General features: G+C 68.4%; 24 protein-coding genes. 8 read left to right on the forward strand and 16 right to left on the reverse strand.

Features of this window, described 5'->3' with window-relative positions; translation table 11 throughout:
• Positions 1–61 precede the first annotated feature (61 nt).
• The gene (locus B9Y64_RS14650; RefSeq protein ID WP_100441325.1) at positions 62–748 is read left to right on the forward strand and encodes a hypothetical protein; all 687 of its coding nucleotides are present in this window, start codon (positions 62–64) and stop codon (positions 746–748) included.
• Between the two features lie 15 nt (positions 749–763).
• Here B9Y64_RS14650 and B9Y64_RS14655 read toward each other — a convergent pair whose 3' ends face one another.
• Entirely contained in the window at positions 764–1,123 is a 360-nt protein-coding gene (locus B9Y64_RS14655; protein ID WP_100441326.1) for a DUF1428 domain-containing protein, read from the reverse strand.
• A 427-nt stretch (positions 1,124–1,550) separates the two neighbouring features.
• Between B9Y64_RS14655 and B9Y64_RS14660 the strand changes: the two genes are divergently transcribed.
• Positions 1,551–2,123, forward strand: coding sequence for an Ax21 family protein (locus tag B9Y64_RS14660; protein ID WP_100441327.1), 573 nt, complete (start codon positions 1,551–1,553; stop codon positions 2,121–2,123).
• 102 nt (positions 2,124–2,225) lie between these two features.
• Here the strand turns inward: B9Y64_RS14660 and B9Y64_RS14665 are convergent, their stop codons facing one another.
• Complete coding sequence (locus B9Y64_RS14665; RefSeq protein WP_046984111.1) at positions 2,226–2,615, reverse strand: DUF6165 family protein; 390 nt, start codon at positions 2,613–2,615, stop codon at positions 2,226–2,228.
• A 178-nt stretch (positions 2,616–2,793) separates the two neighbouring features.
• Between B9Y64_RS14665 and B9Y64_RS14670 the strand changes: the two genes are divergently transcribed.
• Complete coding sequence (locus B9Y64_RS14670) at positions 2,794–3,492, forward strand: TorF family putative porin (protein WP_100441328.1); 699 nt, start codon at positions 2,794–2,796, stop codon at positions 3,490–3,492.
• Here B9Y64_RS14670 and B9Y64_RS14675 read toward each other — a convergent pair.
• On the reverse strand, positions 3,489–4,637 hold the full coding sequence (locus B9Y64_RS14675; RefSeq protein ID WP_343124715.1) for an MFS transporter: 1,149 nt from the start codon (positions 4,635–4,637) through the stop codon (positions 3,489–3,491). The genes B9Y64_RS14670 and B9Y64_RS14675 overlap by 4 nt on opposite strands.
• Before the next feature lie 143 nt (positions 4,638–4,780).
• Between B9Y64_RS14675 and B9Y64_RS14680 the strand changes: the two genes are divergently transcribed.
• Positions 4,781–5,668, forward strand: coding sequence for a LysR family transcriptional regulator (locus B9Y64_RS14680; protein WP_100441330.1), 888 nt, complete (start codon positions 4,781–4,783; stop codon positions 5,666–5,668).
• Here B9Y64_RS14680 and B9Y64_RS14685 read toward each other — a convergent pair.
• Positions 5,637–6,104: a DUF1456 family protein gene (locus B9Y64_RS14685; RefSeq protein ID WP_100441331.1), complete on the reverse strand. Its 468-nt coding sequence runs from the start codon at positions 6,102–6,104 to the stop codon at positions 5,637–5,639. The genes B9Y64_RS14680 and B9Y64_RS14685 overlap by 32 nt on opposite strands.
• A 149-nt stretch (positions 6,105–6,253) precedes the next feature.
• On the opposite strand from B9Y64_RS14685, the gene B9Y64_RS14690 reads away from it, so the two are divergent.
• The gene (locus B9Y64_RS14690; RefSeq protein ID WP_100441332.1) at positions 6,254–7,006 is read left to right on the forward strand and encodes an SDR family NAD(P)-dependent oxidoreductase; all 753 of its coding nucleotides are present in this window, start codon (positions 6,254–6,256) and stop codon (positions 7,004–7,006) included.
• Between the two features lie 131 nt (positions 7,007–7,137).
• Here B9Y64_RS14690 and B9Y64_RS14695 read toward each other — a convergent pair whose 3' ends face one another.
• The 4 genes from B9Y64_RS14695 to B9Y64_RS14710 all read right to left on the reverse strand — a co-directional run bounded on the left by B9Y64_RS14695 (position 7,138) and on the right by B9Y64_RS14710 (position 11,271).
• Positions 7,138–8,046, reverse strand: coding sequence for an SPOR domain-containing protein (locus B9Y64_RS14695; RefSeq protein ID WP_100441333.1), 909 nt, complete (start codon positions 8,044–8,046; stop codon positions 7,138–7,140).
• A 21-nt stretch (positions 8,047–8,067) separates the two neighbouring features.
• Positions 8,068–9,756 carry an arginine--tRNA ligase gene (gene argS / locus B9Y64_RS14700; RefSeq protein ID WP_100441334.1) on the reverse strand — a complete coding sequence of 563 codons (1,689 nt, stop codon included), beginning with the start codon at positions 9,754–9,756 and terminating at the stop codon, positions 8,068–8,070.
• Positions 9,757–9,869: 113 nt separating this feature from the next.
• Positions 9,870–10,574: a RadC family protein gene (radC, locus tag B9Y64_RS14705; RefSeq protein ID WP_100441373.1), complete on the reverse strand. Its 705-nt coding sequence runs from the start codon at positions 10,572–10,574 to the stop codon at positions 9,870–9,872.
• Positions 10,575–10,644: 70 nt separating this feature from the next.
• Positions 10,645–11,271: a response regulator transcription factor gene (locus tag B9Y64_RS14710; RefSeq protein ID WP_100441335.1), complete on the reverse strand. Its 627-nt coding sequence runs from the start codon at positions 11,269–11,271 to the stop codon at positions 10,645–10,647.
• A 198-nt stretch (positions 11,272–11,469) separates the two neighbouring features.
• On the opposite strand from B9Y64_RS14710, the gene coaBC reads away from it, so the two are divergent.
• The 3 genes from coaBC to B9Y64_RS14725 are packed head-to-tail and all read left to right on the forward strand — an operon-like array spanning position 11,470 to position 15,590.
• A complete protein-coding gene (coaBC, locus tag B9Y64_RS14715) occupies positions 11,470–12,759 on the forward strand; it encodes a bifunctional phosphopantothenoylcysteine decarboxylase/phosphopantothenate--cysteine ligase CoaBC (RefSeq protein ID WP_100441336.1) in 1,290 nt (429 codons plus the stop codon).
• Positions 12,756–13,229, forward strand: coding sequence for a dUTP diphosphatase (gene dut, locus B9Y64_RS14720; RefSeq protein ID WP_100441337.1), 474 nt, complete (start codon positions 12,756–12,758; stop codon positions 13,227–13,229). Before coaBC ends, dut begins: the two co-directional genes overlap by 4 nt.
• Before the next feature lie 12 nt (positions 13,230–13,241).
• Positions 13,242–15,590 (forward strand): phosphomannomutase/phosphoglucomutase, encoded by a 2,349-nt coding sequence (locus tag B9Y64_RS14725; protein WP_100441338.1) that lies wholly within the window; start codon positions 13,242–13,244, stop codon positions 15,588–15,590.
• A 115-nt stretch (positions 15,591–15,705) separates the two neighbouring features.
• Here the strand turns inward: B9Y64_RS14725 and B9Y64_RS14730 are convergent, their stop codons facing one another.
• The 8 genes from B9Y64_RS14730 to pyrE all read right to left on the reverse strand — a co-directional run bounded on the left by B9Y64_RS14730 (position 15,706) and on the right by pyrE (position 25,229).
• Positions 15,706–16,419 carry a response regulator transcription factor gene (locus B9Y64_RS14730; protein WP_100441339.1) on the reverse strand — a complete coding sequence of 238 codons (714 nt, stop codon included), beginning with the start codon at positions 16,417–16,419 and terminating at the stop codon, positions 15,706–15,708.
• Complete coding sequence (locus tag B9Y64_RS14735; RefSeq protein ID WP_100441340.1) at positions 16,400–19,060, reverse strand: sensor histidine kinase; 2,661 nt, start codon at positions 19,058–19,060, stop codon at positions 16,400–16,402. The genes B9Y64_RS14730 and B9Y64_RS14735 overlap by 20 nt, the downstream gene beginning before the upstream one ends.
• A 51-nt stretch (positions 19,061–19,111) precedes the next feature.
• Positions 19,112–19,762 (reverse strand): potassium-transporting ATPase subunit KdpC, encoded by a 651-nt coding sequence (gene kdpC / locus B9Y64_RS14740; protein ID WP_100441341.1) that lies wholly within the window; start codon positions 19,760–19,762, stop codon positions 19,112–19,114.
• Entirely contained in the window at positions 19,759–21,831 is a 2,073-nt protein-coding gene (kdpB, locus tag B9Y64_RS14745; RefSeq protein ID WP_100441342.1) for a potassium-transporting ATPase subunit KdpB, read from the reverse strand. The genes kdpC and kdpB overlap by 4 nt, the downstream gene beginning before the upstream one ends.
• 10 nt (positions 21,832–21,841) lie before the next feature.
• Positions 21,842–23,551, reverse strand: a complete 1,710-nt coding sequence (gene kdpA / locus B9Y64_RS14750) for a potassium-transporting ATPase subunit KdpA (RefSeq protein WP_100441343.1) — start codon at positions 23,549–23,551, stop codon at positions 21,842–21,844.
• A 12-nt stretch (positions 23,552–23,563) separates the two neighbouring features.
• Entirely contained in the window at positions 23,564–23,656 is a 93-nt protein-coding gene (locus B9Y64_RS14755; RefSeq protein WP_005407770.1) for a potassium-transporting ATPase subunit F, read from the reverse strand.
• 244 nt (positions 23,657–23,900) lie between these two features.
• Positions 23,901–24,551 carry a hypothetical protein gene (locus B9Y64_RS14760; protein ID WP_100441344.1) on the reverse strand — a complete coding sequence of 217 codons (651 nt, stop codon included), beginning with the start codon at positions 24,549–24,551 and terminating at the stop codon, positions 23,901–23,903.
• Between the two features lie 18 nt (positions 24,552–24,569).
• A complete protein-coding gene (gene pyrE, locus B9Y64_RS14765; protein WP_010486876.1) occupies positions 24,570–25,229 on the reverse strand; it encodes an orotate phosphoribosyltransferase in 660 nt (219 codons plus the stop codon).
• Positions 25,230–25,350 lie beyond the last annotated feature (121 nt).

Genomic DNA, 25,350 nt, shown 5'->3' on the forward strand with positions numbered 1-25,350 from the left:
TTCGCGTTTCTGGGGTGCGGTCTGGGGCAAGATGCAGGTTCTTCCCGCCGGAGCCCCGACCATGCGCGGTATCGACTTCAGTTCCTGGCAGGGCGTGCTGTCCACGTTGGCCGGCCTGGTTCTGATCACCCTGCTGGGCGTGGGCATCCGCCTGCTGGTGATGCAGACCCTGCAGCAGCGCCGTGAGCGCGAGAACCGGCAGATCAACGAACGGCTGCGCACGCTGATGGCCGCCTACAAGACCCTGGGCGGTTCGTTCACCGGCGAGCTGGGCGTGGATCCCAGCCATCGTCGCGACCTGCGCCAGCGTGAAGATGCCGAAGGCATCGCCGAGCCGCGCTCGGACCGAGCACGGCGCATCCGCGATGCGGTCGAAGCGGCGCTGTCGGACATCCTGCTGCTGGGTACCGACGAGCAGGTGCGGCTGGCCGCGCGTGCCGCCAATGAACTGGCACAGGGGCGACCGGTACACATCCACGAACTGGTGATCTCGCTGCGCGACTTCGTGCGCGAAGCGCTGGATCTGGCCCCGATTCCGGCCGGCCTGCAGATTCCGCCGCAGGGGCCGACCCGGCCGGGTGCCAGTGGTGGTGGCAAGGGCCGTAACGATGGCGATGCCAAGGGCGGTCGCGCGGGGGGAGGTGGTGGTGGCGGAATGGGGGCCGGCATGGGCGGCATGGGCCTTGGCGCCGGCGCCGCACTGGGCGCCGGCCATGCTGCTGCCAGCGATGAAACGGACGCGCGCTGAGCACGTCCGCCGCGTTCAGCGCGTCAGCTCGTAGATGGGCACGAAGCCGCCGTAGATCATCCGCGCGCCGTCGAACGGCATCGGATTCTTCGTTGGATCAAACCGCGGGTCTTCCATCATCTTCTTCATGCCGGCGTCGCGGGTCGGTTTGTCCGGCCATTCGATCCAGGAAAACACCACCGTTTCATCCGGTGTGGCTTTCACCGCGCCGAAGAAGTCGGTGCTCTTGCCGTGCGGTACGTCATCACCCCAGCACTCGACCACGCGCAGCGCGCCGTACTCGATGAAGACGGGATCACCTGTGCGAGCGTGGGCGAGGAACTTCTCCTTGTTGGCGGTGGGCACCGCCAGGACGAAACCATCGATGTAGCTCATTGCCTGCCTCCGGATGGACCGTGCCGCATGCACGGCCTTCAAGTACCCGACGAACCAGCGCGTCGGGGATCGACATCCTGCGTGCGCCTGTTCAGCCCGGGCCAGCAGGGAGTGGCGCCAGCACTGTATCCGGCGGCCCCCGCCGGCCTGGTGACGCACGAAGAAGTCCCACATGCGGAGCGTGCAGGTGGCGTCGTTGCGGAACGGGAACCGCAGTGGGGCAGGCACGTGCAAGGCAACCACCTGTTGCAAATGCACGCGCGCCGCGCGCGTATGCCAGACGCCGCCTGAATCAAGGCAAAAAATTCAGCAATGCGAAGACCGCTGTTTTCAGGGAGCGTTGTGGCGAATAACGGAGAATTTACATTCCCGATGCGATGGCGCCCTGGCGCTGCTGCACACCATAAGAAAGTAAAGGTGTACCCCCATGAAGAATTCGCTGATTGCTCTGGCCCTGGCCGCTGCCCTGCCGTTCACCGCCTCGGCTGCTGAGAACCTGTCCTACAACTACGCCGAAGCCAACTACGCCAAGACCGACAACGACGCGTTCAAGTCCGACGGTTGGGGCGTGAAGGGTTCGTACGGCTTCCTGCCGAACTTCCACGCTTTCGGTGAGTACAGCCGCCAGGAATTCGACCACACCAACATCAAGCTGGACCAGTGGAAGATCGGTGCCGGCTACAACGTTGAAATCGCCCCGAGCACCGACTTCGTTGCCCGCGTTGCCTACCAGAAGCTCGACCAGAAGCACGGCCTGGACTTCAACGGCTACAGCGCTGAAGCCGGTATCCGCACCGCCTTCGGTGCCCACGCCGAGGTCTACGGCCTGGTCGGCTACGAAGATTACGCCAAGAAGCACGGCGTCAATCCGGATGGCCAGTGGTACGGCCGCCTGGGTGGTCAGGTCAAGCTGAACCAGAACTGGGGCCTGAATGGCGAGCTGAAGATGAACCGTCACGGCGACAAGGAATACACCGTCGGCCCGCGCTTCAGCTGGTAATTGCCATCCCGGCGCGATTCCGCGCTGGAGATGCTTCAACAGGCCCGGCATCTGCCGGGCCTGTTGCGTTTGCGCCACCTGCTGGAATGCGGATGAGCGGTCTTACTCGCCCTGGTACTGCTTCTCTTCCACCAGCGCCGAACCGGCCACGCGGTTGATCTCGTTCTTCACCTGCACGCGCTCGCCGTTGGTGCCGTAGACGCCGCGTGCCAGCTGGATGAACGCATCGTCGAACACCTGGGCCGCTTCCTTGTCGCGCAGCTGGTCCTGGATGTCCCACATGCGCTCATTGATCGCCTTCAACTGCTGCTTCAGCGCGGCCAATGCCGGCTGTGCCTGCAGCTGCTGCTGCAGCAAGGGCAGCAGGCCGTCCAGCTCGGTGCGCACGTTGGCCAGCTTGGCGGCATCGTCGATGCGCTCGGCCTTGATCTCGAGAATGGTGATCTTGTCGATCAGCTCGCCGATCGATACCGGGGTCAGGATGGCGTCCACGCGGTTGGTTCCTGGAAACAAGGCGCCATGATACCGCGCCGCCGACGCATGGCCTCCATCCACGGGATTTACGCTGAATTTGCGCCGCAGGCCGCGCAGCACCCTCGATCCGTTACGGGCACGCGCTCGACACTGCCGTCCCGGCGGCGCGACCGCTTTCGACGAGGAACACAGTGCAGTGAACAGCGAGGGGATGATGGCGGCAGCGGTGGCCGCCCTGGCGGGGCTGCTTGGCATGGGCAGTGCGCAGGCACAGGTACAGGTCAGTGGCAGTGCTGCACTGACCAGCGACTACGTATGGCGCGGCAGCTCGCAGAGCGACGGTGACCCGGCAGTGCAGGCTGGCGCGAAGATCTCGATCCCGTCGGGCTGGTACGCCAGCGTCTGGGGATCGAACGTCTCGTTCAAACCGGACAATGGCGCGCGCAGTGAGTTCGACCTGGTGGCGGGCTGGTCTGGCGCACTGGCACCGGACTGGGCGCTGGACGCGAACCTGACCCGTTACGTGTATCCGGGCACCGGCCGTGCGCTGGACTGGACCGAGCTCAACACCACGCTGACCTGGAAGCAGCGCGCCTGGCTGCAGGTCGCCCATTCCAACGATGCACTGGCCGGCGGCCATCGTGGCACCTATGCGCAGCTGGGCGTGCGTGTGCCGCTGCACCCGCGCTTCCGCCTGGAAGCAGCGGTGGGCCAGTGCTGGCTGGCCACCGCGCAGGGCCCGGACTACCTGCATGGCCAGCTCAGTGCCATTGCCACGCTGGCCCCGGCATGGGAGCTGCGCGCCACCGTGCACGACACCGACACCGCGGCCAAGCGCCTGTTCCCGGGCAATGCCGGTGGGCGGTGGGAACTGGCGCTGCAGGGCAGCTTCTAGTTGGCAGCCGGGGCCTGGCGTGCGCGCAGCGCGCCGGGCAGCCACAGCAGCAGGGCCAGCAGGGCCACCGTGGTACCGGCCACGCAGACACCGGTCCAGCCGTAGCGCTGGTAGACCTGTGCAGACAGCAGCGAACCCAGCGAGCCGCCGATGAAGTAACCGGTCATGTAGCCGGCATTGAGGCGGTTGCGTGCTGCAGGCTGCAGCGCATAGATCAGGTTCTGGTTGCTGACGTGCAGCAGCTGCGCGGCCAGGTCCAGCACCACCACGCCGACCAGCAGCGCCAGCAAGGAGTGCGTCGACAGCCCCAGCGGGAGCCACGAGAGCAGCAACAGCACCAGCGCGATGGCAGTGGCACGGCCGGTCTGGCCACGGTCGGACATGCGGCCGGCCAGACCGGCGGCCAGCGTGCCGGCCGCGCCGACCAGGCCGAACAGGCCGATGGTGGCGTCGCTGTAGGCATAAGGCGGCTGTGCCAGCAGGAACGCGAGCGGGGTCCAGAAGATCGCGAACATGGCAAAGCTGCACGCGCCCAGCAGCGTGCGCTGGCGCAGCACCGGTTCCTGCACGAACAGCACGCCGATCGAGCGCAGCAATGCGAAATAGCCGAGACCGGCGCTGTGGTGGAATCGCGGCAGGCCGCGCTGCAATGCCAGTGCGGTCAGCACCAGGGTGCCAGCAGCGATCGCGTACACCAGGCGCCAGTCGCCCAGGCTGGAAAGCAGGCCGGCCACGGTGCGCGCCAGCAGGATGCCCAGCAGCAGGCCACTCATCAATGTGCCGACCACGCGGCCACGATGTTCCGGCGCGGCCAGCGTGGCGGCGAACGGCACCAGCACCTGGGCCACCACCGAGAACAGGCCGGTGATGGCGGTGCCCACCAGCAACCAGGTCAGCGACGGTGCGCAGGCACTGATCACCAGGCCGCCCGCCGACAGCAGGCTCATCACCACGATCAGGCGGCGGCGCTCGAACAGGTCACCCAGTGGCACCAGCAGGATCAGCCCGGCGGCATAGCTCAGCTGCGCGGCAGTGACCACCATGCCGACCTGGCCGAATGGCACGCCGAAGGCGTCGGCGATGGTATGCAGCAGCGGTTGCGCATAGTAGTTGCTGGCCACGGCCACGCCGGTAGCGATCGACATCAGCAGCACCTGCCAGCGGTGCAGAGGGGGGAGGGACGGGCTCACGCGGTGTTCCAGGAAGCGGGGTGCACAGTGTCCGCCTGCTGCAGTCATGATGGAAATGAATCATCATCATCCATGCCATCTGAAAACAAGATAGTTGGATGAACCTCAAACAGCTCGAGTTCGCCGTGGCGCTGGCCGAAGAGGGCAATTTCACCCGTGCCGCCGAGCGCTGCCACGTGGTGCAGTCCGCGCTCAGTCACCAGATCGCCCATCTTGAACAGGAGCTGGGCGCCACGCTGTTCGAGCGCCTGCCGCGCCAGGTGCGGGCGACCGCCGCCGGCGAGGCGTTGCTGGTACACGCACGCCAGGTGCTGGCCAGCCTGCGCCATCTTCGCGCCGACGTGGCCGCCGTCAGTGGCGAGGTGCGTGGGCTGCTGGCCATCGGGCAGATTTCTTCGCTGACCGGCATCGACGTCGTGGCGATGCTGGCGGCTTTCCAGCAGGTGCACCCGCAGGTGGAGTTCCAGTTGCGCGTGGACAAGAGCGAGGACCTGATCGCGCAGGTACAGTCGCGCGCGCTGGATGTGGCGCTGGTTGGGCTGGCGCCTTCTGCGGCGCTGGACGGCGTCTGCCACCAGATGCTGCAGGAGGAGGATCTGGTGGCGGTACTGGCGCCATCGCACCGGCTGGCCGGGCGCAAGCGGCTGCCATTGACCGCACTGCAGGATGAAGCGCTGGTCGACTTCCCGCGCGGCACCGGTGCGCGCCGGCAGACCGACGATGCCTTCGCCGCCGCCGGGCTGCCACACACGGTGCGCTTCGAGGTCAATCTGATGGAACTGGTCGAGCGCTTTGTCCGCCATGGGTTGGCGGTCGGCATCGTGCCGGTGTTGATCGCCGAAGGCTTCCAGGGCGTGGTTCAGATTCCCCTGCAGCCAACCCCGACCCGGCGCGTGCACCTGGTCTGGCAGCGGCTGCCGACACCGGCGGCACGGGCGTTCGTCGAGGCCGTGCTCAGCCGCGCAGGCGCAGGCTCAGGCCCTTGAGGAAATTGCGCAGCATCTGGTCCAGGCAACGCCGGTAATTGGTGTGCCCGGGTTGGCGGAACAGCGCGCCCACTTCCGACTTGGACACGTTGAAACCGGCGCTGGCGAAGATCTCCATCAGATCGACGTCGCGCAGCTGGAAGGCGACGCGCAGTTTCTTCAGCACCAGGTTGTTGTCGATGCGGGTTTCCACCGCACGCTGCGGCTGGCTCTCGTCGCGACCGCGCAGGTGCACGATCAGGCCGTCGAGGAAGTGGGCCAGCGCGCTGTCGTTCATCGCCTCGAAACCGGCTTCGTCCTCGCGGCGCAGCCAGGCCTTCACCTGCTCGGTATCCACGACGAAGGCCGGATCGGCCATCTGGCACAGGGTGACCACGTGCTGGTCACCCAGGTCCAGGGAGTAGCGCACGCTGCGCAGGACATCATTGTTGATCATGGCCCAATTGTACCGGTCACCCCGACAGGTGGGGTCAGATCCCTTCCCCCGGCAACGGGACCTGACCCCGGTTCTGGCCGATCCGGCAACACGGGTGCTGTCAGACGGTGCCAGAATGGGGGTCTGGTTTTTCCCCCTGGAGTTGCCTGATGACCCGCACTGTCCTGATTACCGGCGCCACGTCCGGCTTCGGCGCCGCCGCCGTTCACCGCTTCGCCCAGGCCGGCTGGAAGGTGATCGCTACCGGCCGCCGCGGCGAACGCCTGCAGCCGTTGGTCGAGCGCTACGGCAAGGACGTGGTGCACGCCGCCGCCTTCGACATCCGCGATCCGGTGGCGATGGAGGCGGCCCTGCTGGCGCTGCCGCCTGCCTTCGGCGAGATCGATCTGCTGGTCAACAACGCCGGCCTGGCACAGGGCACCGCACCGGCACAGGGCGCCAAGCTGTCGGACTGGACCACGATGATCGACACCAACATCACCGCGCTGGTGACCCTGACCCATCGCCTGCTGCCGCAGCTGGTAGAGCGCAAGGGCGCGATCATCAACATTTCGTCGGTGGCCGGTGTCTACCCGTACCCGGGCGGCAATGCCTACGGTGGCACCAAGGCCTTCGTCAGCCAGTTCTCATTGGGCCTGCGCTCGGACCTGCACGGTACCGGCGTGCGCGTGACCACGATCGAGCCGGGCATGGCCGAGACCGAATTCACCGTGGTCCGCACCCACGGTGACCAGAATGCGTCGGACAAGCTGTACAGCGGTGCCAACCCGATGACCGCCGAGGACATCGCCGAACAGATCTTCTGGGTGGCCACGCTGCCGCCGCACCTGAACATCAACCGCCTGGAGCTGATGCCGGTCAGCCAGTCGTTTGCCGGTTTCCAGGTCGCCCGCGAGGGCTGACCTGCGCCGTGCCGTTTGTCGTGTGTGCTTTGTAGAGCCGTGCCCATGCCCGGCTTCGTCTGGATTCAGCCGAGCATGGCTCGGCTCTACAGAAACAAAAAAGCCGGGCAGTGCCCGGCTTTTTCAATGGTTCATTGTGCCTTGATCGCCATTGCCTGCAGGCCAGTGCCATCCAGCTTCTGTTTGGCTTCGGACAGTTCGCCGGCGCTGCCATACGGCCCCATGCGCACGCGATACACGGTCTTGCCGTTGATCTGCGCCGACTCCACGCGTGCCGCCAGGCCCATCATGGCCAGCTTGGCCTTGGTGGCTTCGGCGTCGCCGGAAGCACCGAAGGCACCTGCCTGCAGGATGTAGCGGGCGTTGTCGGCAGCTGCCGGTGCAGCGGCGGCGGCCGGCGTCGCAGATGCGACGGGCGCGGTTTCCGCGCGCGTCGCCGGGGTGGCGGCCGCCGTGCTGGTCGACGCAGGGGCGGTGCTGGCCGACGCGGATGCCGCGGCCGGGCGCTCGCTCAGCGGTGCCGGCAGCGGACGGTTGGTTGCGGTTACCGGTGCGGTGCTTGCGACGCTGGCCGTTGCAGCCGGTGCCGGCGTGGCCGTGCTCGCCGGCGGTACCGGCTTGCCCTCCAGCGCGGCCTGCGCGCGTGACGCTTCGGCCTTGGCCCGGCGCTGGTCCTCGGCGCGCGCGCTGGCGGCCAGTTCAGCGTCGGACATTTCCACTTCCTTGCCCGGCAGCAGGGTGTAGAAGTCGTACTGCGTCGCGGCGGGCTTCTCTGGTTCGGCCGGCTTCGGCGTGGCCGGCTGCGCGGCCGGCTGGCTGCCGACATCGCTGTCGGCATCAGCGACCGGGGCCGGCTGCGCGTTCGGGTTCGGTTGCGGACCGGCGCGCAGGAAGCCGTCGCCTTCGCCCTTGAACAGGTTCGGCGCCGCCAGGAACACCACGGCGGCGATCGCCACACCGGCCACCAGCCACACCCATCCGGGTGTGCCCTGGCTGCTGCTGTTGCGTCGTGCCTGGGTTTTGCCGCGTCGTGCTGCCATGAGTACTGCGTCTCCTGATGCTTACATTTTTTCCGGGGCACTCACGCCCAGGAGTTCGAGGCCGTTGGCCAGCACCTGGCGCGCCGCGCAGGCCAGGGTCAGCTTGGCGTTGCGATCGGTGGCGTCGTCCACCAGCACCGGCGTCCCGTGATACCACGTGTGGAAGGCATGCGCCAATTCACGCAGGTACTGCGCCACCAGGTGCGGCTCCAGCGCCACGCCGGCCGCTTCCACTACTTCCGGATACCGCGAGATCTCGTTCATCAGCGCCAGCGAGGCATCGTCGGCCAGGCGGCCGAGATTGGCCAGGCCATTGCCCTGCTCGTACACCAGGCCCTTTTCCTGGGCCTGGCGCAGCAGGCTGCAGACGCGGGCGTGCGCGTACTGCACGTAGAACACCGGATTGTCGTTGCTCTGCTGGCGGGCCAGGTCGATGTCGAAGGTCAGCTGCGAATCGGGCTTGCGCGCGATCAGGAACCAGCGGGTCGCATCGCGGCCGGCCTCTTCGATCAGGTCGCGCAGGGTGAAGTAACTGCCGGCACGCTTGGACAGCTTCACTTCCTCGCCGCCACGCATGACCGTGACCATCTGGTGCAGCACGTATTCCGGCCAGCCCTGCGGGATGCCCACTTCCATCGCCTGCAGGCCGGCGCGCACGCGCGCCAGCGAGCCATGGTGGTCGGCGCCCAGTTCGGTGATCGCGCGCTCATAGCCGCGCTGCCACTTGGACAGGTGGTAGGCCACATCCGGCACGAAGTAGGTGAAGGTGCCGTCGGACTTGCGCATCACGCGGTCCTTGTCGTCACCGAAGTCGGTGCTGCGCAGCCACAGTGCGCCGCCTTCCTCGTAGGTGTGACCCGAGGCCTGCAGCTTGGCCACGGCCTCGGCGACCTTGCCATCGGCGTACAGCGAGCTTTCCAGGAAGTAGATGTCGAAGTCGACGCCGAACGCGGCCAGGTCCAGGTTCTGCTCGTTGCGCAGGTAAGCCACCGCGAAACGGCGGATCGCCTGCATGTCGTCCGCGTCCTTGGCGCCGACCACCAGGGTGCCTTCCAGGTCGACGCTGGCGCCGGCCATGTAGGCGCGGGCGACGTCGGCGATGTACTCGCCGCGGTAGCCGCCTTCCGGCCAGCCGTCCTGATCCGGCGCAATGCCCTTCACGCGGGCCTGCACCGACAGCGCCAGGTTCTCGATCTGCACGCCGGCGTCGTTGTAGTAGAACTCGCGCTTGGCGTTCCAGCCGTTGGCATCGAGCACGCGGGCCACGCAGTCGCCGATGGCCGCCGCGCGGCCATGGCCGACATGCAGCGGGCCGGTCGGGTTGGCCGACACGTACTCCACGCCCACCGTGCGGCCATTGCCGGACAGGTTGCGGCCGTAGTCGTGGGCTTCCTTGATGACCGAGGCGGTTTCGCGCTGGTACGCGGCCGGAGCCAGGTGGAAGTTGATGAAGCCGGGGCCGGCGATCTCGACCTTGCTGACGTCCTCGCTGCGCGGCAGCGCCTCGACCAGCGCCTGTGCCAGTGCGCGCGGATTGCTGCGCGCGGCCTTGGCCAGCAGCATCGCGGCGTTGGTGGCGAAGTCGCCGTGGTCACGGGTCTTCGGGCGCTCGACCACGAAGTCCGGCGGCAGGGAGTCGGCGGGCAGGGTGCCATTGGCGCGCAAGGCTTCGATGCCTTGGCTGATCAGGGCGCGGAGGAGATTTTTCACGAGGCCTGCTGTGAGAATGAGCGGCGGAATCGCCCATTTTAGCGCAGATACCCGCGACCACGCTGACCAGAACATGCCTGTGGGGCCACCTGCCCGCCCGCGGCCGCGGCCGCTCAGCCGAACAGGCGTGGCTGGGGCTGGGCCAGCAGGCCCCGTTCAGCAAACGAAACAGGGCGACCCTCGCCGACCACGAAGTGGTCCAGCAGGCGCACGTCCACCAGCGCCAATGCCTGCTGCAGTTCGTCGGTGATGCGGGTGTCGGCGCTGGAGGGCTCCGGGTCGCCGGAGGGGTGATTGTGGCTGAGGATCACGGCTGCTGCATTGTGCAGCAGGGCGCGCCGCACCACCTCGCGGGGATAGACCGGGGCGGCATTGATGGTGCCCTGGAACAGCTCCTCGCAGGCGATCAGGCGGTGGCGGTTGTCCAGGAACAGTGCCATGAAGATCTCGCGGGCCTGGCCGCGCAGGCGGTGCTGCAGGTAGCGGCCGACCGCGACCGGGTTGTTGCCGACCGCCTCGCCCTGCTGAAGCTCGGCGGCCAGGTAGCGATGGGCCAGCTCCAGCCCGGCGGCCAGTGCACAGCTTCGTGCCGGGCCCAGCCCGGGCAAACGGGCCAGCTCGCGGGCCGGGCGGTCCAGCAGCACGCGCAGGGGGCCATGCGCCCGCAGCAGGTCGCGTGCGGTCTGCACCGCGTCGCGTCCACCGAAGCCCGAGCCGAGGAACAGCGCCAGCAGCTCGGCGTCGGACAGCGTGGCGGGGCCGCGCGCGATCAGCTTCTCGCGGGGACGTTCCTGTTCGGGCCAGTCATGGATGGGCATGCCTGCATCATCGCCAGTGCGGGCGATCCGGCCCATCAGGGCAGGGCGCACGTCCGGGTCAGCCGTTGCCTCAGACGCGTCGCGACTGCAGATAGGCGAACAGCTCCTGATTGTTCTGCAGCCCCAGCTTGCGCTTGGCCTCGGCCTTCTGCCGGCTGATCGTCTTCGGGCTGCGGCCGCAGTGGGCGGCGATGGCGTTCACCTTCAGCCCTGCGGCCAACAGGTCCAGCACTTGCTGCTCGCGGGCCGACAACGCCGCCGGTTCACGCGCGAGCATCAGGTCGCGCGCCTGCAGGTGGTGGCGCAGCTGCTGCGAGATGAACACCTGCCCGGCCATGGCCGCGTTCAAGGCCTGTGGCAGCTCGCCGAAACCGGCGCACTTGTCGACCAGGCCGCTGACGCCGTCACGCAGCAGGCCATCGAGCAGGCCGGGGTGGCGGGCACCGGTAAGCACCACGACGGGCATACCCGGATGGCGTGCGCGCAGTTCAGCGATCAATTCCGGGCCATCCGGGCCGGTGCCTGGCATGGAGAGGTCGGTCAGCACTGCGTCGCAACCGTGGTGCTCGACCAGCTGCAGCAGCTGGGCACCGTCGCGCGCGCTGCAGACGACCTCCATCAGGTGGGTCTGCAGCACGATGCGGATGCCGTGCAGGACGACGGGATGGTCGTCGGCGATGATGATGCGCGGGTGCACGCGGAATCCTCGAAAAGCGGAGCGGCACACCTACGGTGGCCACTGACGATTCTGCAAACCTGACCGGGCTACTGGTATAGGAAAGTTCCGAATCGCGGCGGCTTGAACCTGGAAGCGCCGCGGTGCAAGTCCCATCTGCTGATAGCCGCCGGCTATGTGCGACGTGTACCGGGACATTACCGACCATCGGGTAAGCTAATGCCCTCGTTTGCACAGGAATTCCAGGTGGCTGACTCCCCCAACGCTTCCCCCGCGCCCAGCCGCGCGCTGGAAGGCCAGAAACTGCTGTTGTGCGTCGGAGGCGGGATCGCGGCCTACAAGGGCCTGGAGCTGGTGCGGCGCCTGCGTGACGCCGGTGCCCAGGTGCAGGTGGCGATGACCGCCGGCGCCCAGCAGTTCGTCACCCCCCTCAGCTTCCAGGCCCTGTCCGGGCAGCCGACCCGCACCACGCTGTGGGACAGCGCCGCCGAACAGGCCATGGGCCACATCGAGCTGGCCCGCTGGGCCGACCGCATCGTGGTCGCGCCGGGAACCGCCGATCTGCTGGCCCGGCTGGCCCAGGGCCATGCCGATGACCTGGTCAGCACCCTGTGCCTGGCCAGTACCGCACCGCTGACGATCTGCCCGGCGATGAACCATCGCATGTGGCTGCACCCGGCCACCCAGGCCAACATCGCCCTGCTGCGCCAGCGTGGTGCGCAGGTGATCGGCCCGGTGGATGGTCCGCTGGCCGAAGGTGAATCCGGCCCCGGCCGGCTGGCCGAACCCGGCGACATCGTGGCCGCGCTGGCGGCCAATGGCGGTGCCGCTGCGACGGTTGCCGCACCGGAAACCCGTGCCCTGCAGGGGCTGCGCCTGCTGATCAGTGCCGGCCCGACCTACGAAGACATCGATCCGGTGCGCTACGTCGGCAACCGCAGCAGCGGCAAGATGGGCTTCGCCCTGGCCGCCGCCGCCGCCGCGCTGGGCGCGCAGGTGGTGCTGGTCAGCGGCCCGGTACAGCTGCCGACGCCGCCGGGCGTGCAGCGCATCGACGTGCGCTCGGCGGCGCAGATGCGCGATGCCGTACTGGAATCGCTGCCCGCCGACATCTATATCGGTGCCGCTGCGGTGTCCGACTACACACCGCGCCAGGTTGCCGCGCAGAAGCTGAAGAAGACCGCCGACAGCCAGTCGCTGGTGATCGAGCTGGTGCGCACGCCGGACATCCTCGCCGAGGTCGCCGCGCAGACGCAGTCGCTGAAGCTGGTGGTCGGCTTCGCCGCCGAGACCCACGACGTGGAGAAATATGCCCGCGGCAAGCTGATCGACAAGCGCCTGGACCTGGTCATCGCCAACCAGGTCGGCATCAGCGGCGGCGGTTTCGAAAGCGACAACAATGCCGCCACGGCCTTCTGGCAGGACGGCGAACAGGTATTCCCGGCCACCTCCAAGCGCGAGCTGGCCGAACAACTGCTGGCGCTGATCGCGCGGAGACTCCAGGCATGACCCAGGCTTTCACTTCCCAACCGCTGCAGGTCAAGCTGCTTGATCCGCGTTTCGGCGACAGCTGGCCGCTGCCGGCCTACGCCACCGAAGCCAGCGCCGGCATGGATCTGCGCGCGGCGCTGGATACCGCGCTGACGCTGCAGCCGGGTGACACCGCGCTGGTACCCAGCGGCCTGGCCATCCACATTGCCGATCCGCAGCTGTGCGCGGTGATCCTGCCGCGTTCGGGGCTGGGCCATCGCCACGGCATCGTGCTGGGCAACGGCACCGGCCTGATCGATGCCGATTACCAGGGCCCGCTGCTGATCAGTGTCTGGAACCGTGGCCGTGAGGCCTTCACCATTGAACCGGGCGATCGCATCGCCCAGCTCGTGGTCGTGCCGATTGCCCGCGTCAGCCTGCAGGTGGTGGATACTTTCACCGACAGCGTGCGGGGCGCGGGTGGATTCGGCCATACCGGGGTGCGTTGACAGGGGACATCGATGAGCGGCATCGGGGAAGGACAGCGGGGACGGTCGTTGGGTCGCAGTGCACCACTACTGGGGGGGCTGCTGATCCTGCTGGCCGGCTGGTTCGGATGGAGCGCGGTGCAGCAATGGCGGCAGGAGGCCAACGGGCAGGCGCTGGAAGAAGCGCGTGACCAGGCCGTGCAGGGCCTGCAGCAGGCCGCTGCGGGCCAGTTGCAGCAGCTGCAGCAGCAGTTGAAGAACGATCGCGTGCAGCAGGCGCTGCAGGCCGGCGATGCTGCTGCAGCGGCGCTGGCCGTGCGCGAGAGCTGGACCGGGGTCGAGCAGGTCGAGGTGCTGGCGGCTGATCTGGCCAACGCCTATGCCGATCCGGCCACCTTCGGGTATGCCCGCCTGGCGCTGCTGGAAGCTGCGCTGGCTGAGGCCAGGCCAAGCCTGCGCGTGGTCCGCGACGGTGGCGGCAACCGTCTGGGCCTGGCTGCGCCGGTGCAGCTGGGCAGCCTGGGGCCGGCGGTCATCTATGTCCGCCAACCGCTGCTGCGGCTGACCTCGCCGCTGGACCAGGTCCGTGCGCCGTCCGCCGGCTTCCTTGGCCTGCGCCAGGGTGGCTTCGATCTGGTCACCCAGGGTGACGCGGGCCTGGCCGAAAGCGCGGAAGCACTCGCGCGCCCGGTTGCCGGCACACCGCTGCGACTGGTCGCGTCGGTCCCGAATGTCGAAGCCGGCCCGCTGGGCCTGGGCGCGCTGGCCAGCGCCATTGTTGCGTTGCTGCTGGCGTTCATTGCCGTGCTGCTGGTGGTCGGTCGTGGCCGCCTGCCGAAGTCGCTGCCCCTGCCGCGCCGCGCCGCAGTTTCCGAGGCCGACCACGGCCCGACCCTGAGCGAGAGCCTGCAGCAGGCGCCGCCACCGGTGGCCGCCGTGGCCGGCAGTGGCGATGCCACGCCTCCGCCGCCACCGCCGGTACCGGCCGAGGAGCTGGCCGCCGGTATCTTCCGCGCCTACGACATCCGTGGCGTGGTTGGCAGCGAACTGACACCGAAGACTGCAGCGCTGATCGGCCAGGCCATCGGCACCGTAGCGTTGGAGCAGGGCCTGCGCGAAGTGGTGATCGGCCGCGATGGCCGCCTGTCCGGACCCGAGCTGGCGGCCGGGCTGGCCGAAGGCCTGCGCCGTGCCGGCTGCGCGGTGATCGACATCGGCCTGGCGCCGACCCCGCTCGTGTACTACGCCGCCTTCCATCTGCGTACCGGCACCTGCGTGGCGGTCACCGGCAGCCACAACCCGCCCGAGTACAACGGCTTCAAGGTGGTCATCGGCGGCGAGACGCTGTCCGGCGATGCCATCACTGATCTCTACCAGCGCATCGTCGAGGGCCGCCTGGTGCAGTCCGCCGAGCCGGGTGACTACCAGCAGCGCGATGTCAGTGCCGACTACATCCAGCGCATCGCCGATGACGTGCAGCTGGACCGCCCGCTGAAGGTCGTGGCCGATGCCGGCAATGGCGTGGCCGGCGCACTGGCACCGCAGCTGCTGGAAGCGATCGGCGCCGACGTCATCCCGCTGTATTGCGATGTCGACGGCACCTTCCCCAACCATCATCCCGACCCGAGCGAGCCGGCCAACCTGGAAGACCTGGTGCAGACGGTCAAGCGCTTCGGCGCCGACCTCGGCGTGGCGTTCGATGGCGACGGCGACCGGTTGGGCGTGGTCACCGGCCAAGGCAAGATCATCTATGCCGACCGCCTGCTGATGCTGTTCGCTGCCGATGTGCTGATGCGCAATCCGGGCGCGATGGTGATCTACGACGTGAAGTGCACGGGCAAGCTGTCCGACCACGTGCTGCGCAATGGTGGCAGCCCGCTGATGTGGAAGACCGGGCATTCGCTGATGAAGGCGAAGATGCGCGAGACCGATGCCGAACTGGCGGGCGAGATGAGCGGCCACTTCTTCTTCAAGGAACGCTGGTTCGGATTCGACGACGGCCTGTACGCCGCTGCGCGCCTGCTGGAGATCCTGGCCCAGCGCGAGGAAACCCCGGACGAGGTGCTGGGCGAGCTGCCGGAAATGGTCGCCACGCCGGAGCTGAAGGTGCCGGTGGCCGACGGCACGCCGCATGCCCTGGTGGCGATGCTGGTGGCGGCGGCGCAGTCGCCGGACAACCCGTATGTGGGTGGCCGCCTGTCGACCATCGATGGCCTGCGCGTGGATTTCGCCGATGGCTGGGGCCTGGTGCGTGCCTCCAACACCACGCCGGTGCTGGTGCTGCGTTTCGAAGGCAACGACGAGGCGGCACTGGAACGCATCCAGGCCCTGTTCCGCAGCCAGCTGCAACCGGTGCTGGGCGACACCCCGCTGGGGTTCTGATCGATCTTGGTGGTTGCCGACCGTTGGTCGGCACACCTTTCCTGCTCTTGGTAGGTGTCGACCTTGGTCGACACAGCAGATCCACGGTGGTTGCCGACCGTTGGTCGGCACGCTTTCACCCCTTGAACCGCAGCCCCACGCCCGGCTCGGTGAACAGGTAGCGCGAATCCAGCGCTGAATCGCCCAGCTTGTGCCGCAGCTTGCCGACCAGGATGCGCAGGTAGTGGGTGTCGTGCTGGTGGGTCGGCCCCCAGATCTCCTGCAGGATCTGCGGCTGGGTCACCACCCGTCCGGCATTGCGCAGCAGCAGCGACAGCAACGCGTACTCCTTGCGGGTCAACGCCACCGGTTCCCCCTGCAGCGCCACTTCGCGGCGCACCAGGTCCACGCGCAGGTGGCCATCGTCGAATACCGGCGGTGTGCCATCGGCCGGCACGCTGCGCGTGCGCAGCAGCGCCCGCACCCGCGCCATCAGCTCCTGCGTGCCGAACGGCTTGGTCACGTAGTCGTTGGCGCCGGTATCCAGTGCGCGCACCTTCTCGGCTTCGCCCGCCCGCACGGTCAGCATGATCACCGGCACCTGGCTCCACTGCCGCAGCTGTTCCAGCACCTCGTGGCCTTCCATGTCCGGCAGGCCGATATCCAGGATCACCAGGTCCATGTCCTCGCTGGCCGCCAGCTGCAGGCCTTCCTGGCCGGTTGCCGCCTGCCGCACCTGGTAGCCCTGCGCGCGCAGGCTGATGTCCAGGAACCGGCGGATCTGGGTTTCATCATCGATCACCAGCACGCGCGCGGCCGGCACGCTGGCATCAATCGGGGTCTGGCTCATCGTGGGAGGCTGGCTTGAGCAGGGGCAGGGTGATGCGGATCAGGGTACCGCGACCGTCGCGTCCAGGCAGCGCCTGCACGCTGCCGCCATGCGCGCCGATCATGCCCTGGCAGATGGTCAGGCCCAGGCCGGTGCCGTGGCGGCCGCGGTCGCCGCGCTCGACGCTGTAGAACATGTCGAAGATGCGCGCGCGCTCGTCGTCGGGAATGCCGGGGCCGGCATCGATCACGTCGATGCGCAGCTGGCCATCCAGTTCGCGCGCCTGTACCTGTACGGCGGCCTCCGGAGGCGAGAACTTGGCCGCGTTCTCCATCACGTTGAACACCGCCTGTTCGACCAGCGCCGGGTGCACCCAGATCGGCGCCAGCGTGGACGGAATATCCAGCTCCAGCCGCACCTTCGGCTGGTAGCGCTGCAGGCGTCGTGCCGCCGAGCCGATCAGTTCGTCCACGCCGATCCAGTCGCGGTTGATCTTCAGGCCTTCGTGGCCAAGCCGGGTCATGTCCAGCAGGTTCTGGATGTAGCGGTCCAGCCGTTCGCCTTCGACCAGGATGGTGTCCAGCAGGGCACGGCGGTCGGCGGTATCCATCGCCGCACCGTAGCTGGCCAGGCTGTCGGCCGAACCGATCATCGCCGCCAGCGGGGAGCGCAGGTCGTGCGACACCGAAGAGAGCAGGGCCGAGCGCAACCGCTCGGTCTCATTGCTGACGTGCGCCTGTTCCAGCTCCGCCACCAGCCGGGTGCGCAGCGCGGCCTGCGCGATGTCATCGACCATCGCTTCGGCCAGCTGCCGTTGTTCGGGCAGCAGGCGTGCCTGTGCGCCGGGCAGGTACAGGCCGGCCACGCCGATCGCACGCTCCTCGCCGTCGAGCAGCGGCAGGAACCACCATTGCGCGCCGGCCAGGGTGTCGGTGAAGCGTCCGCTGGGCTGGCCATGGCGCAGCGCCCAGTCGGCGGCGGCCAGGTCGGTATCGCCGGGCTGGCTGCGGCCACCGGCGGCGGTGTCGGAGCCGATGCGCAGCCATGCTGGCACATCCATGGCCTGTTCCAGGGCATGCCGACCTGCCTGTGCCACCTCGCCGTTGCCGGCGGCGCTGGCCAGCTGGCGGCCCAGCTGCTGGCGCGCACGCGCATGGCGATTGGCCGCACGCAGCGCAATCACCTGCATGCGCAGCCGCGAGGCCAGGCGCCCGGCCACCAGTGCGGCGGCCAGGAACAGGAAGACGGTGATCACGCCCTGGCGCGCACCGATGGCGAAGGTGAAGCGGGGCGCGATGAACAGGAAGTTGTAGGCGAGGAAGCACAGGATCGCCGCCATCACCGCCACGCTGGCGCGCGTGCGTGCAGCCACCAGCACCACCGCGACGATGAACACCATCGACAGGTCGGCCATGCCCACCCAGCGTTCGGCCAGCCATGCCACCGCACAGGCCAGCGCGGTGGCGATCAGGGCCTGTGCCGGTTCGTAGCTGATGCCGCGCATCGGCGGCAGCAGGCCCTCGCGGCGTGAGCGCGCCCGTGCCTGCGGCGTGCTGATGATGGTGATCTCGTAGTGCGCGCCGCGCTGGATCAGCTGCTGGGTGAGGGTGCGGTTGAACATCCGCGCCAGCGGACGTTCTCGGGTCCGGCCCAGCACCAGGGTCGACACGCCGTTGTGTGCGGCATGGTCGAGCAGGGCATCGGCGATGCTCGATCCGTGCAGCAGCTCGGCGTCGCCGCCCAGGCGCCGCGCCAGTGCGAAGGCCGCATCGATCTCGCGCCGGGTCGCGTCATCCTGGCGGCGGCCCTGCACGGTCACCACCGTCCACGGTGCGTCGCGGCGCTCGGCGATGCGACGGGCCACGCGCACCAGGTATTCGCTCTGGCCGCCCCCATCGATGGCCACCAGCACGCCGCGACGCAACGGCAGATTGCCTTCGCCACGCGCGGCGCGGGTTTCACGCAGGCTGCTGTCGACGCGGTCGGCGGCTTCCTGCATCGCCAGTTCGCGCAGCGCGGTCAGGTTGGCCGGTGAGAAGAACGCCTGCAGTGCCTGCGTGGCCTGCTCGGGCACATAGACCTTGCCCTGCTGCAGGCGAGCGATCAGTTCGCGCGGCGGCAGGTCGACCAGCACGATGTCGTGCAGGCGGTCGAGCACACCGTCCGGTACGGTCTCGCTGACGCGCACGCCGGTGATGCGCATCACGACGTCGTTGAGGCTTTCCAGATGCTGGATGTTGACCGTGGTCCAGACGTCGATGCCGGCATCCAGCAGCTCCATCACATCCTGCCAGCGCCGCTCATGGCGACTGCCCGGCGCGTTGCGGTGGGCCAGTTCATCTACCAGCACCAGCGCCGGATGCCGTGCCAGCACGGCATCCAGGTCCATCTCCTGCAGGGTGTGGCCGTGATAGGCCACTTCCTTCAGCGGCAGCTGCGGCAGGCCCTCCAGCAGGGCCTGGGTATCGGCGCGGCCATGGGTTTCCACCAGCCCGATCACCAGATCAACGCCGCGGCGCAGCTGTTCCTGCGCGCGGGTCAGCATGGTGTAGGTCTTGCCCACGCCCGGCGCCGCGCCCAGGAACACGGTCAGCTTGCCGCTGGCTTCGCGTTGCAGGCCTTCGACCAGGGCATCGGCCTGGCGGGTACGCGCATCAGTCATGGGTGCCGCTGTCATGGCCGCCATTGTGCGCGCTGCCGGTGCAGCCTGGCATCACGGTGCCCTGGCCGCGTGGTCCAGCGCGAAGTTCAGCGTTACCACGTTCACCCGCGGCTGGCCGAACAGGCCCCACTGGCGGTCTTCGGTATGTGCCTGCACCAGCGCCTGCACGCGTTCCACCGGCAGGCCACGGGCACGCGCCACGCGTGCCACCTGCAGCTGCGCCGCCGCCGGCGACAGCTGCGGATCCAGGCCGCCGCCGGACTGGGTGACCAGGTCTGCCGGCACCTGCGCCGGGGCGACGCCTTCGCGTGCGGCTACCGCAGCAGTGCTGGCCGCCACACGTTCGGCCAATGCCGGGTTGCTGCGCGCCAGATTGGAACCGGCCGCGGCCATCGGGTCGTAGTTGGCGGCCGACGGCCGTGCCTGGAAGTAGCCATCACCAGTGAACGGCTGCGACAGCCACACCGAGCCACGCACCTGGCCGCTGCCGTCACGCAGCAGGCTGCCCTCGGCCTGGGTCGGGTACGCCAGGCCGGCGAAACCGGTGGCGATACCGGCGTAGACCGCGCCGGCCAGCAGCAGGGTGGCCAGGCCCAGGCCGATCGCCGGGCGCCAGCTGGCGCCGTCCTGCAGGCGGGTCGCGCGGGCCTCGGCGGTCGCTTCGCGGGGCAGGGAAGTGGAAGTGGAAACAGAACGGTTCATGCGCCGAATACCAGGACAAGAAGGAGGTCGATCAGCTTGATCGCCGCGAACGGCAGCAGCACGCCGCCGAGGCCGTACACCAGCATGTTCCGGCGCAGCAGCGCGGTGGCGGTGGCCGGGCGGAAGCGCACGCCACGCAGGGCGAGCGGGATCAGGGCGGGAATCACCAGGGCGTTGAAGATCAGTGCCGCCAGCACCGCGTTGCGCGGGCTCGACAGCTGCATCACGTTCAGTGCGGCCATGGTGGGAACGGCAGCGGCGAACAGCGCCGGCAGGATCGCGAAGTACTTGGAGACGTCGTTGGCCAGCGAGAAGGTGGTCAGCGCGCCACGGGTGATCAGCTGCTGCTTGCCCACCTCCACCACCGCCAGCAGCTTGGCCGGGTCCGAATCGAGGTCGACCATGTTGCCGGCCTCCTTCGCCGCCTGCGTACCGGAGTTCATCGCCAGGCCGATGTCGGCCTGGGCCAGTGCCGGGGCGTCGTTGGTACCGTCACCGACCATCGCCACCAGGCGGCCCCCGGCCTGCTCCTGGCGGATGCGTGCCAGCTTGTCTTCCGGGCGGGCCTCAGCGATGTAGTCATCGACGCCGGCCTCGGCGGCGATGGCGGCGGCGGTCAGCGGGTTGTCACCGGTGATCATCACCGTGCGGATGCCCATCGCGCGCAGCTGCGCGAACTTCTCGCGCATGCCGTGCTTGACCACGTCCGACAGCTCGATCACGCCCAGCACGTGGCGGCCTTCGGCCACCACCAGCGGGGTGGCGCCATTGCGCGCGACCTGCTCGACGCGCCCGCCCAGTTCGGCCGGCACGCTGCCACCCAGCGCCTGCACGTGGTTGCGGATCGCATCCAGTGCGCCCTTGCGGATCTGCCGGCCGGGCTCCTGACCAGGCTGGGCCAGATCGACGCCGGACATGCGGGTCTGCGCACTGAAGGCCAGGTACTCGGCATGGTCCGGTTCGGCGGTGGCGCAGCCCTGTTCGCGCGCCAGGCGCACGATCGACTTGCCTTCCGGGGTCGGGTCGGCCAGCGAAGACAGCAGCGCCGCTTCGCGCAGCTGGCTGGCGTCGATGCCGGCCAGCGGATGGAAGTGGCTGGCCTGGCGGTCGCCATAGGTGATGGTGCCGGTCTTGTCGAGCAGCAGCACGTCGACGTCGCCGGCCACTTCCACCGCCTTGCCCGACTTGGCCAGCACATTGGCGGCCAGCGCACGGTTCATGCCAGCGATGCCGATGGCCGGCAGCAGCCCGCCGATGGTGGTCGGGATCAGGCACACCAGCAGCGCGATCAGCAGCAGCGGGTCGACCTTGACGCCCACGGAGGCACCGATCGCCGGCAGTGTCGCCACCACCACCAGGAAGGTCAGCGTCATCGCTGCCAGCAACAGGGTCAGCGCGATCTCGTTCGGGGTCTTCTGGCGGTTGGCACCCTCCACCAGGGCGATCATCCGGTCCAGGAAGCTGTGGCCCGGCTCGGCGGTCACCCGCACGATGATCTGGTCGGACAGCACCTTGGTGCCGCCGATCACGCCGGAGCGGTCGGTACCGGCCTCGCGCAGCACCGGTGCCGATTCGCCGGTCACCGCCGCTTCGTTGATGGTGGCCAGGCCCTGCACGATCTCGCCATCGGCCGGCACCAGCTCATCGGCACTGACAATCACATAGTCACCCGGACGCAGTTCGGCGGCCGGGACCTGGGCTTCGGCTGCGCCCGGCTGCGGCGCAGCCAGCCGGCGCGCCACCAGATCCTGGCGGGCACGGCGCAGCGACGCGGCCTGGCCACGACCACGCGCCTCGGCCACCGCTTCGGCGAAGTTGCCGAACAACACGGTCACCAGCAGGATCACGGTCACCGCCAGGCCGAAGCCCAGCGGCGCATTGCCGGTCAGGGTGACGATGGCGGCGACGATCGTGCCGGCCATCACCACCGCCATCACCGGGCTGCGCACCAGGTGCATCGGGGACAGCTTGCGCACTGCGTCGACCAGCGCACGGCGCAGGCCGGCGCCATCAAGCAGGGCCGGGCGCGCTGCAAGGGAACTGCGGGTGGAACTTGCTTGGGTACTCATCGGGGTGTCCTTAGTGCAGTCCCAGGCTCAGGTGGTCGGCGATCGGGCCGAGTACCAGCGCCGGCATGAACTGCAGCACGGTCAGGATGACGATCACCGAGACCAGGGTCAGGGCGAAGGTCGGGGTTTCGATCTGCAGGCTGCCGGCAGACTCCGGCGCCTGGCGCTTGGCGGCCAGCTGTGCGGCCACCACCAGCGGGATGATCAGCAGCGGGAAGCGGCCCAGCAGCAGCACCAGCGAGCAGCTCAGGTTCCACCACAGGGTGGCGTCACCCAGCCCTTCGAAGCCCGAGCCGTTGTTGGCGTAGGCCGAGACGTACTCGTAGAACACCTGGCTGATGCCATGGAAGCCGGGGTTGGAGGTGCCCGCCAGGCCGGGTACGGCCAGGGTGATCGCAGTGAACACCAGCAGGGTGATCGGCTGCAGCAGCACCAGCAGGGCCAGCAGGCGTACCTGTGGCGTCTCCAGCTTGCGGCCGAACAGCTCCGGCGTTCGCCCGGTCATCAACCCGGCCAGGAACACGCCCAGCAGCAGGTAAACGATGAACTGCTGCAGGCCACAGCCAATGCCGCCCCATATCGCGCTGACCAGCATGTTGACCATCGCGATGCCGCCACTGAGCGGCGCCAGCGAATCGTGCATGCCGTTGACCGAGCCATTGGAGACCTGGGTGGTCACCGCCGCCCACAGCGCCGTGCCGTCGGCGCCGAAGCGCACCTCCTTGCCTTCCATCAGCAGCGGCGTGGCAGCGCTGGCACTGTGTCCTTCGCTCCACATCATCGCGCCGGTGGAAAGCAGCGACATGCCCAGCATGCAGCTGAACACCAGGGCGCCGAAGCGACGCCGGCCGGTGAACGCACCGATCATGAAGATCACCGCGATCGGCACCAGCAGGATGCCGACGATCTCCAGCGCGTTCGACAGCGGGGTCGGGTTCTCCAGCGGGAAGCTGCTGTTCGGGCCGTACCAGCCGCCACCGTTGGCGCCGAGCTGCTTGGCCGCGACCATCGCCGCCACCGGGCCCAGCGGCAGCTTCTGTACGGCCATGCCGGCGCTGGCATCGATCGGCGTGGCCTGCGGGCCACCGGCCATCGTCGAAGGCACGCCCTGGCTGGTCAGCAGCAGGGTCCACACCAGGCACAGCGGCAACAGGAAGCGCACGCACAGGCGCACCACGTCCACGTAGTAGTTTCCCACCGCGACCTGGCGGTCATCGCCGGTACCGGTGGCTGCCGCGGCCTGCGGCGCACGCGAGAACAACGCGCGCAGCGTCGCCACCGCCAGCGCCAGGCCCATCATCGGCGTCACCACCTGCAGGCCGGTGATGCCGGTCATCTGCGAGAGGTAGGACAGCTGCGCCTGGCCCGAATAGTGCTGCTGGTTGGTGTTGGTCAGGAACGAGATCATCGTGTGCAGCGCGGTGTCCCAGCGCATGTTCGGGATCTGGTCCGGGTTCAACGGCAACCAGGCCTGGGTCATGAACACCGCCTGGGTCAGTACAGCGACCACGACATTGCTCAGCACGAAGGCCAGCACGTAGCCGCGCCAGGACATCGCGCGTGACGGATCGACGCCGAACACCTTGTACAGCGGCTTTTCGATCCAGTTGAACAGCACGTCGACCTTCATCGGCGTGCCGCGCATCACGCGCGCCAGGTACAGGCCCAGCGGCCACGCCAGCAGCAGGCTGGCGGCAAGAATGACAAGCATCTCAGTCATGGCAGGCTCCGTTCAGAACGACTCGGGCCGCAGCACGACATAGAGAAGATAGGCGGCGGCGACCAGCACCAGCACGCCACACAACAACGACAGCCAGGGGGACATTGCAATAGCGTCCTGGTGGAACCCCTCCACCTCAGGCCGTCATCGTCGTCCTGCTGCCCATAAACGCACTACGCGCCGGACCGGGCCGACGCGTAAAGAGTGCATAAATTCCGTGGGCCAAGCCGTAACCCGGCCCGCGCCCGGTTGGCGGGCGTGCAGGCAACTGTAGCGCCGAGCCCATGCTCGGCTGCTCCTGCCAAGCCGAGCATGGGCTCGGCGCCACAGGACGGAGATCGGCGGGCGATCAACCCGCCGGCGCCACGCCCTTCAGCTCCCGATAGCGCTGCAGCGTGCTGTCGATCTCGGCCTTCAGTGCCTGCTGCTGCTGCAGGAACCCGGCCTGCAGGCGCTGTTGTGCCTGCAGCTGCACGTGCCGCTGACGGATCGCCTCGGCCTGCTTGTCGGCCACCTTGCCGCCGGCCAGTTCGCGGTCACCGGCGGCCGACAGCAGCGCCACCAGTGATTCGCGCAGGCTGGTGACGTTGTACTCGGCCGTCTTGAGGTTGTTGTCCAGCACTTCCTGGCGTTCGGCGAACACCCGGCGCAGGTCGTCCTCGCTGCCATAGGTGGACAGCATCGCCTGCTCGGTGCGCTGGCGGGTCTGCTCGGCCATCAGGTCCAGCTGCTGCTGCTGCGCTGCGGTGCTGGCGGCGGCGCGCTCCTCGTCGGTCAACGCGCGCTGGACCTGCGCATTGCGCAGGCCGCTCTTCGCGTTGAACTCCTCGCGGGCGTGATTGACCGCATCGGCCGGCAGCGAATCGCTGCAGATCCGCTCCTTGCCCTCGTTCCAGCAGTACAGCTTCTTTTCCACCTTGCCGTCGCGCGACTGCGCCGGCACGGTGAACGGCACGGCCAGCAGCAGGCCGGCAAAGACAACAGCAGGCACTCGGGACATGACCTTTCCCCTGGTCGGTCAGCGGATCGAACGGACGCCGTACTGGGCCCGGTAGGCTTCCAGCGGCTGCCGGTAACCCACAAGTTCCGGGTTGCCGGAGGCGAAATCAAGCAGATCGGCCAGCGACGCTACGGCAATCACCGGAATGCCGGCCTCTTCGGCCACCGACTGCGCCGCCGAGCGGCGGTCGGTTTCCGAGGCGATCTCCTGGCGGTCCAGTGCCACCACGATGCCGGCCGGGGTGCCGCCGGCAGCGCGGATGATGCCCAGTGCTTCGCGGATCGCGGTACCGGCGGTGATCACGTCATCGACGATCAGCACGCGCTTGCCGTTCATGTCGGCGCCGATCAGCTGGCCGCCTTCGCCGTGGTCCTTGGCTTCCTTGCGGTTGAACGACAGCGGCAGGTCGCGGCCACGCTGGGCCAGCTCGCAGGCCATCGCAGTGGCCAGCGGGATGCCCTTGTAGGCCGGGCCGAACACCACGTCGTACTTGATCCCGGTGGCATCGATGGCATCGGCGTAGCAGGCGCCGAGCTGCGACAGCAGCGAACCGGAGTCGAAACGACCGGCGTTGAAGAAATAGGGGCTCAGCCGGCCGGACTTGAGGGTGAACTGCCCGAAGCGCAGGGCGTCGGCGGTCAGGGCCAGCTGCAGGAAACGGTGGCGGTGGTCGCTCATCAAAACTCGATTCATCTTCATTTGGAGCACAAATCCTAATCCAGCTGGGCGTTTCGCGCTCGTCCAGCGCTGTGTGAAAGCCGTCCATGCCCGCCCCGGCGGACTGCGCAGGCCTGCGGGC

The sequence above is a fragment of the Stenotrophomonas maltophilia genome, assembly GCF_002799245.1.
Lineage (GTDB): Bacteria > Pseudomonadota > Gammaproteobacteria > Xanthomonadales > Xanthomonadaceae > Stenotrophomonas > Stenotrophomonas maltophilia_S.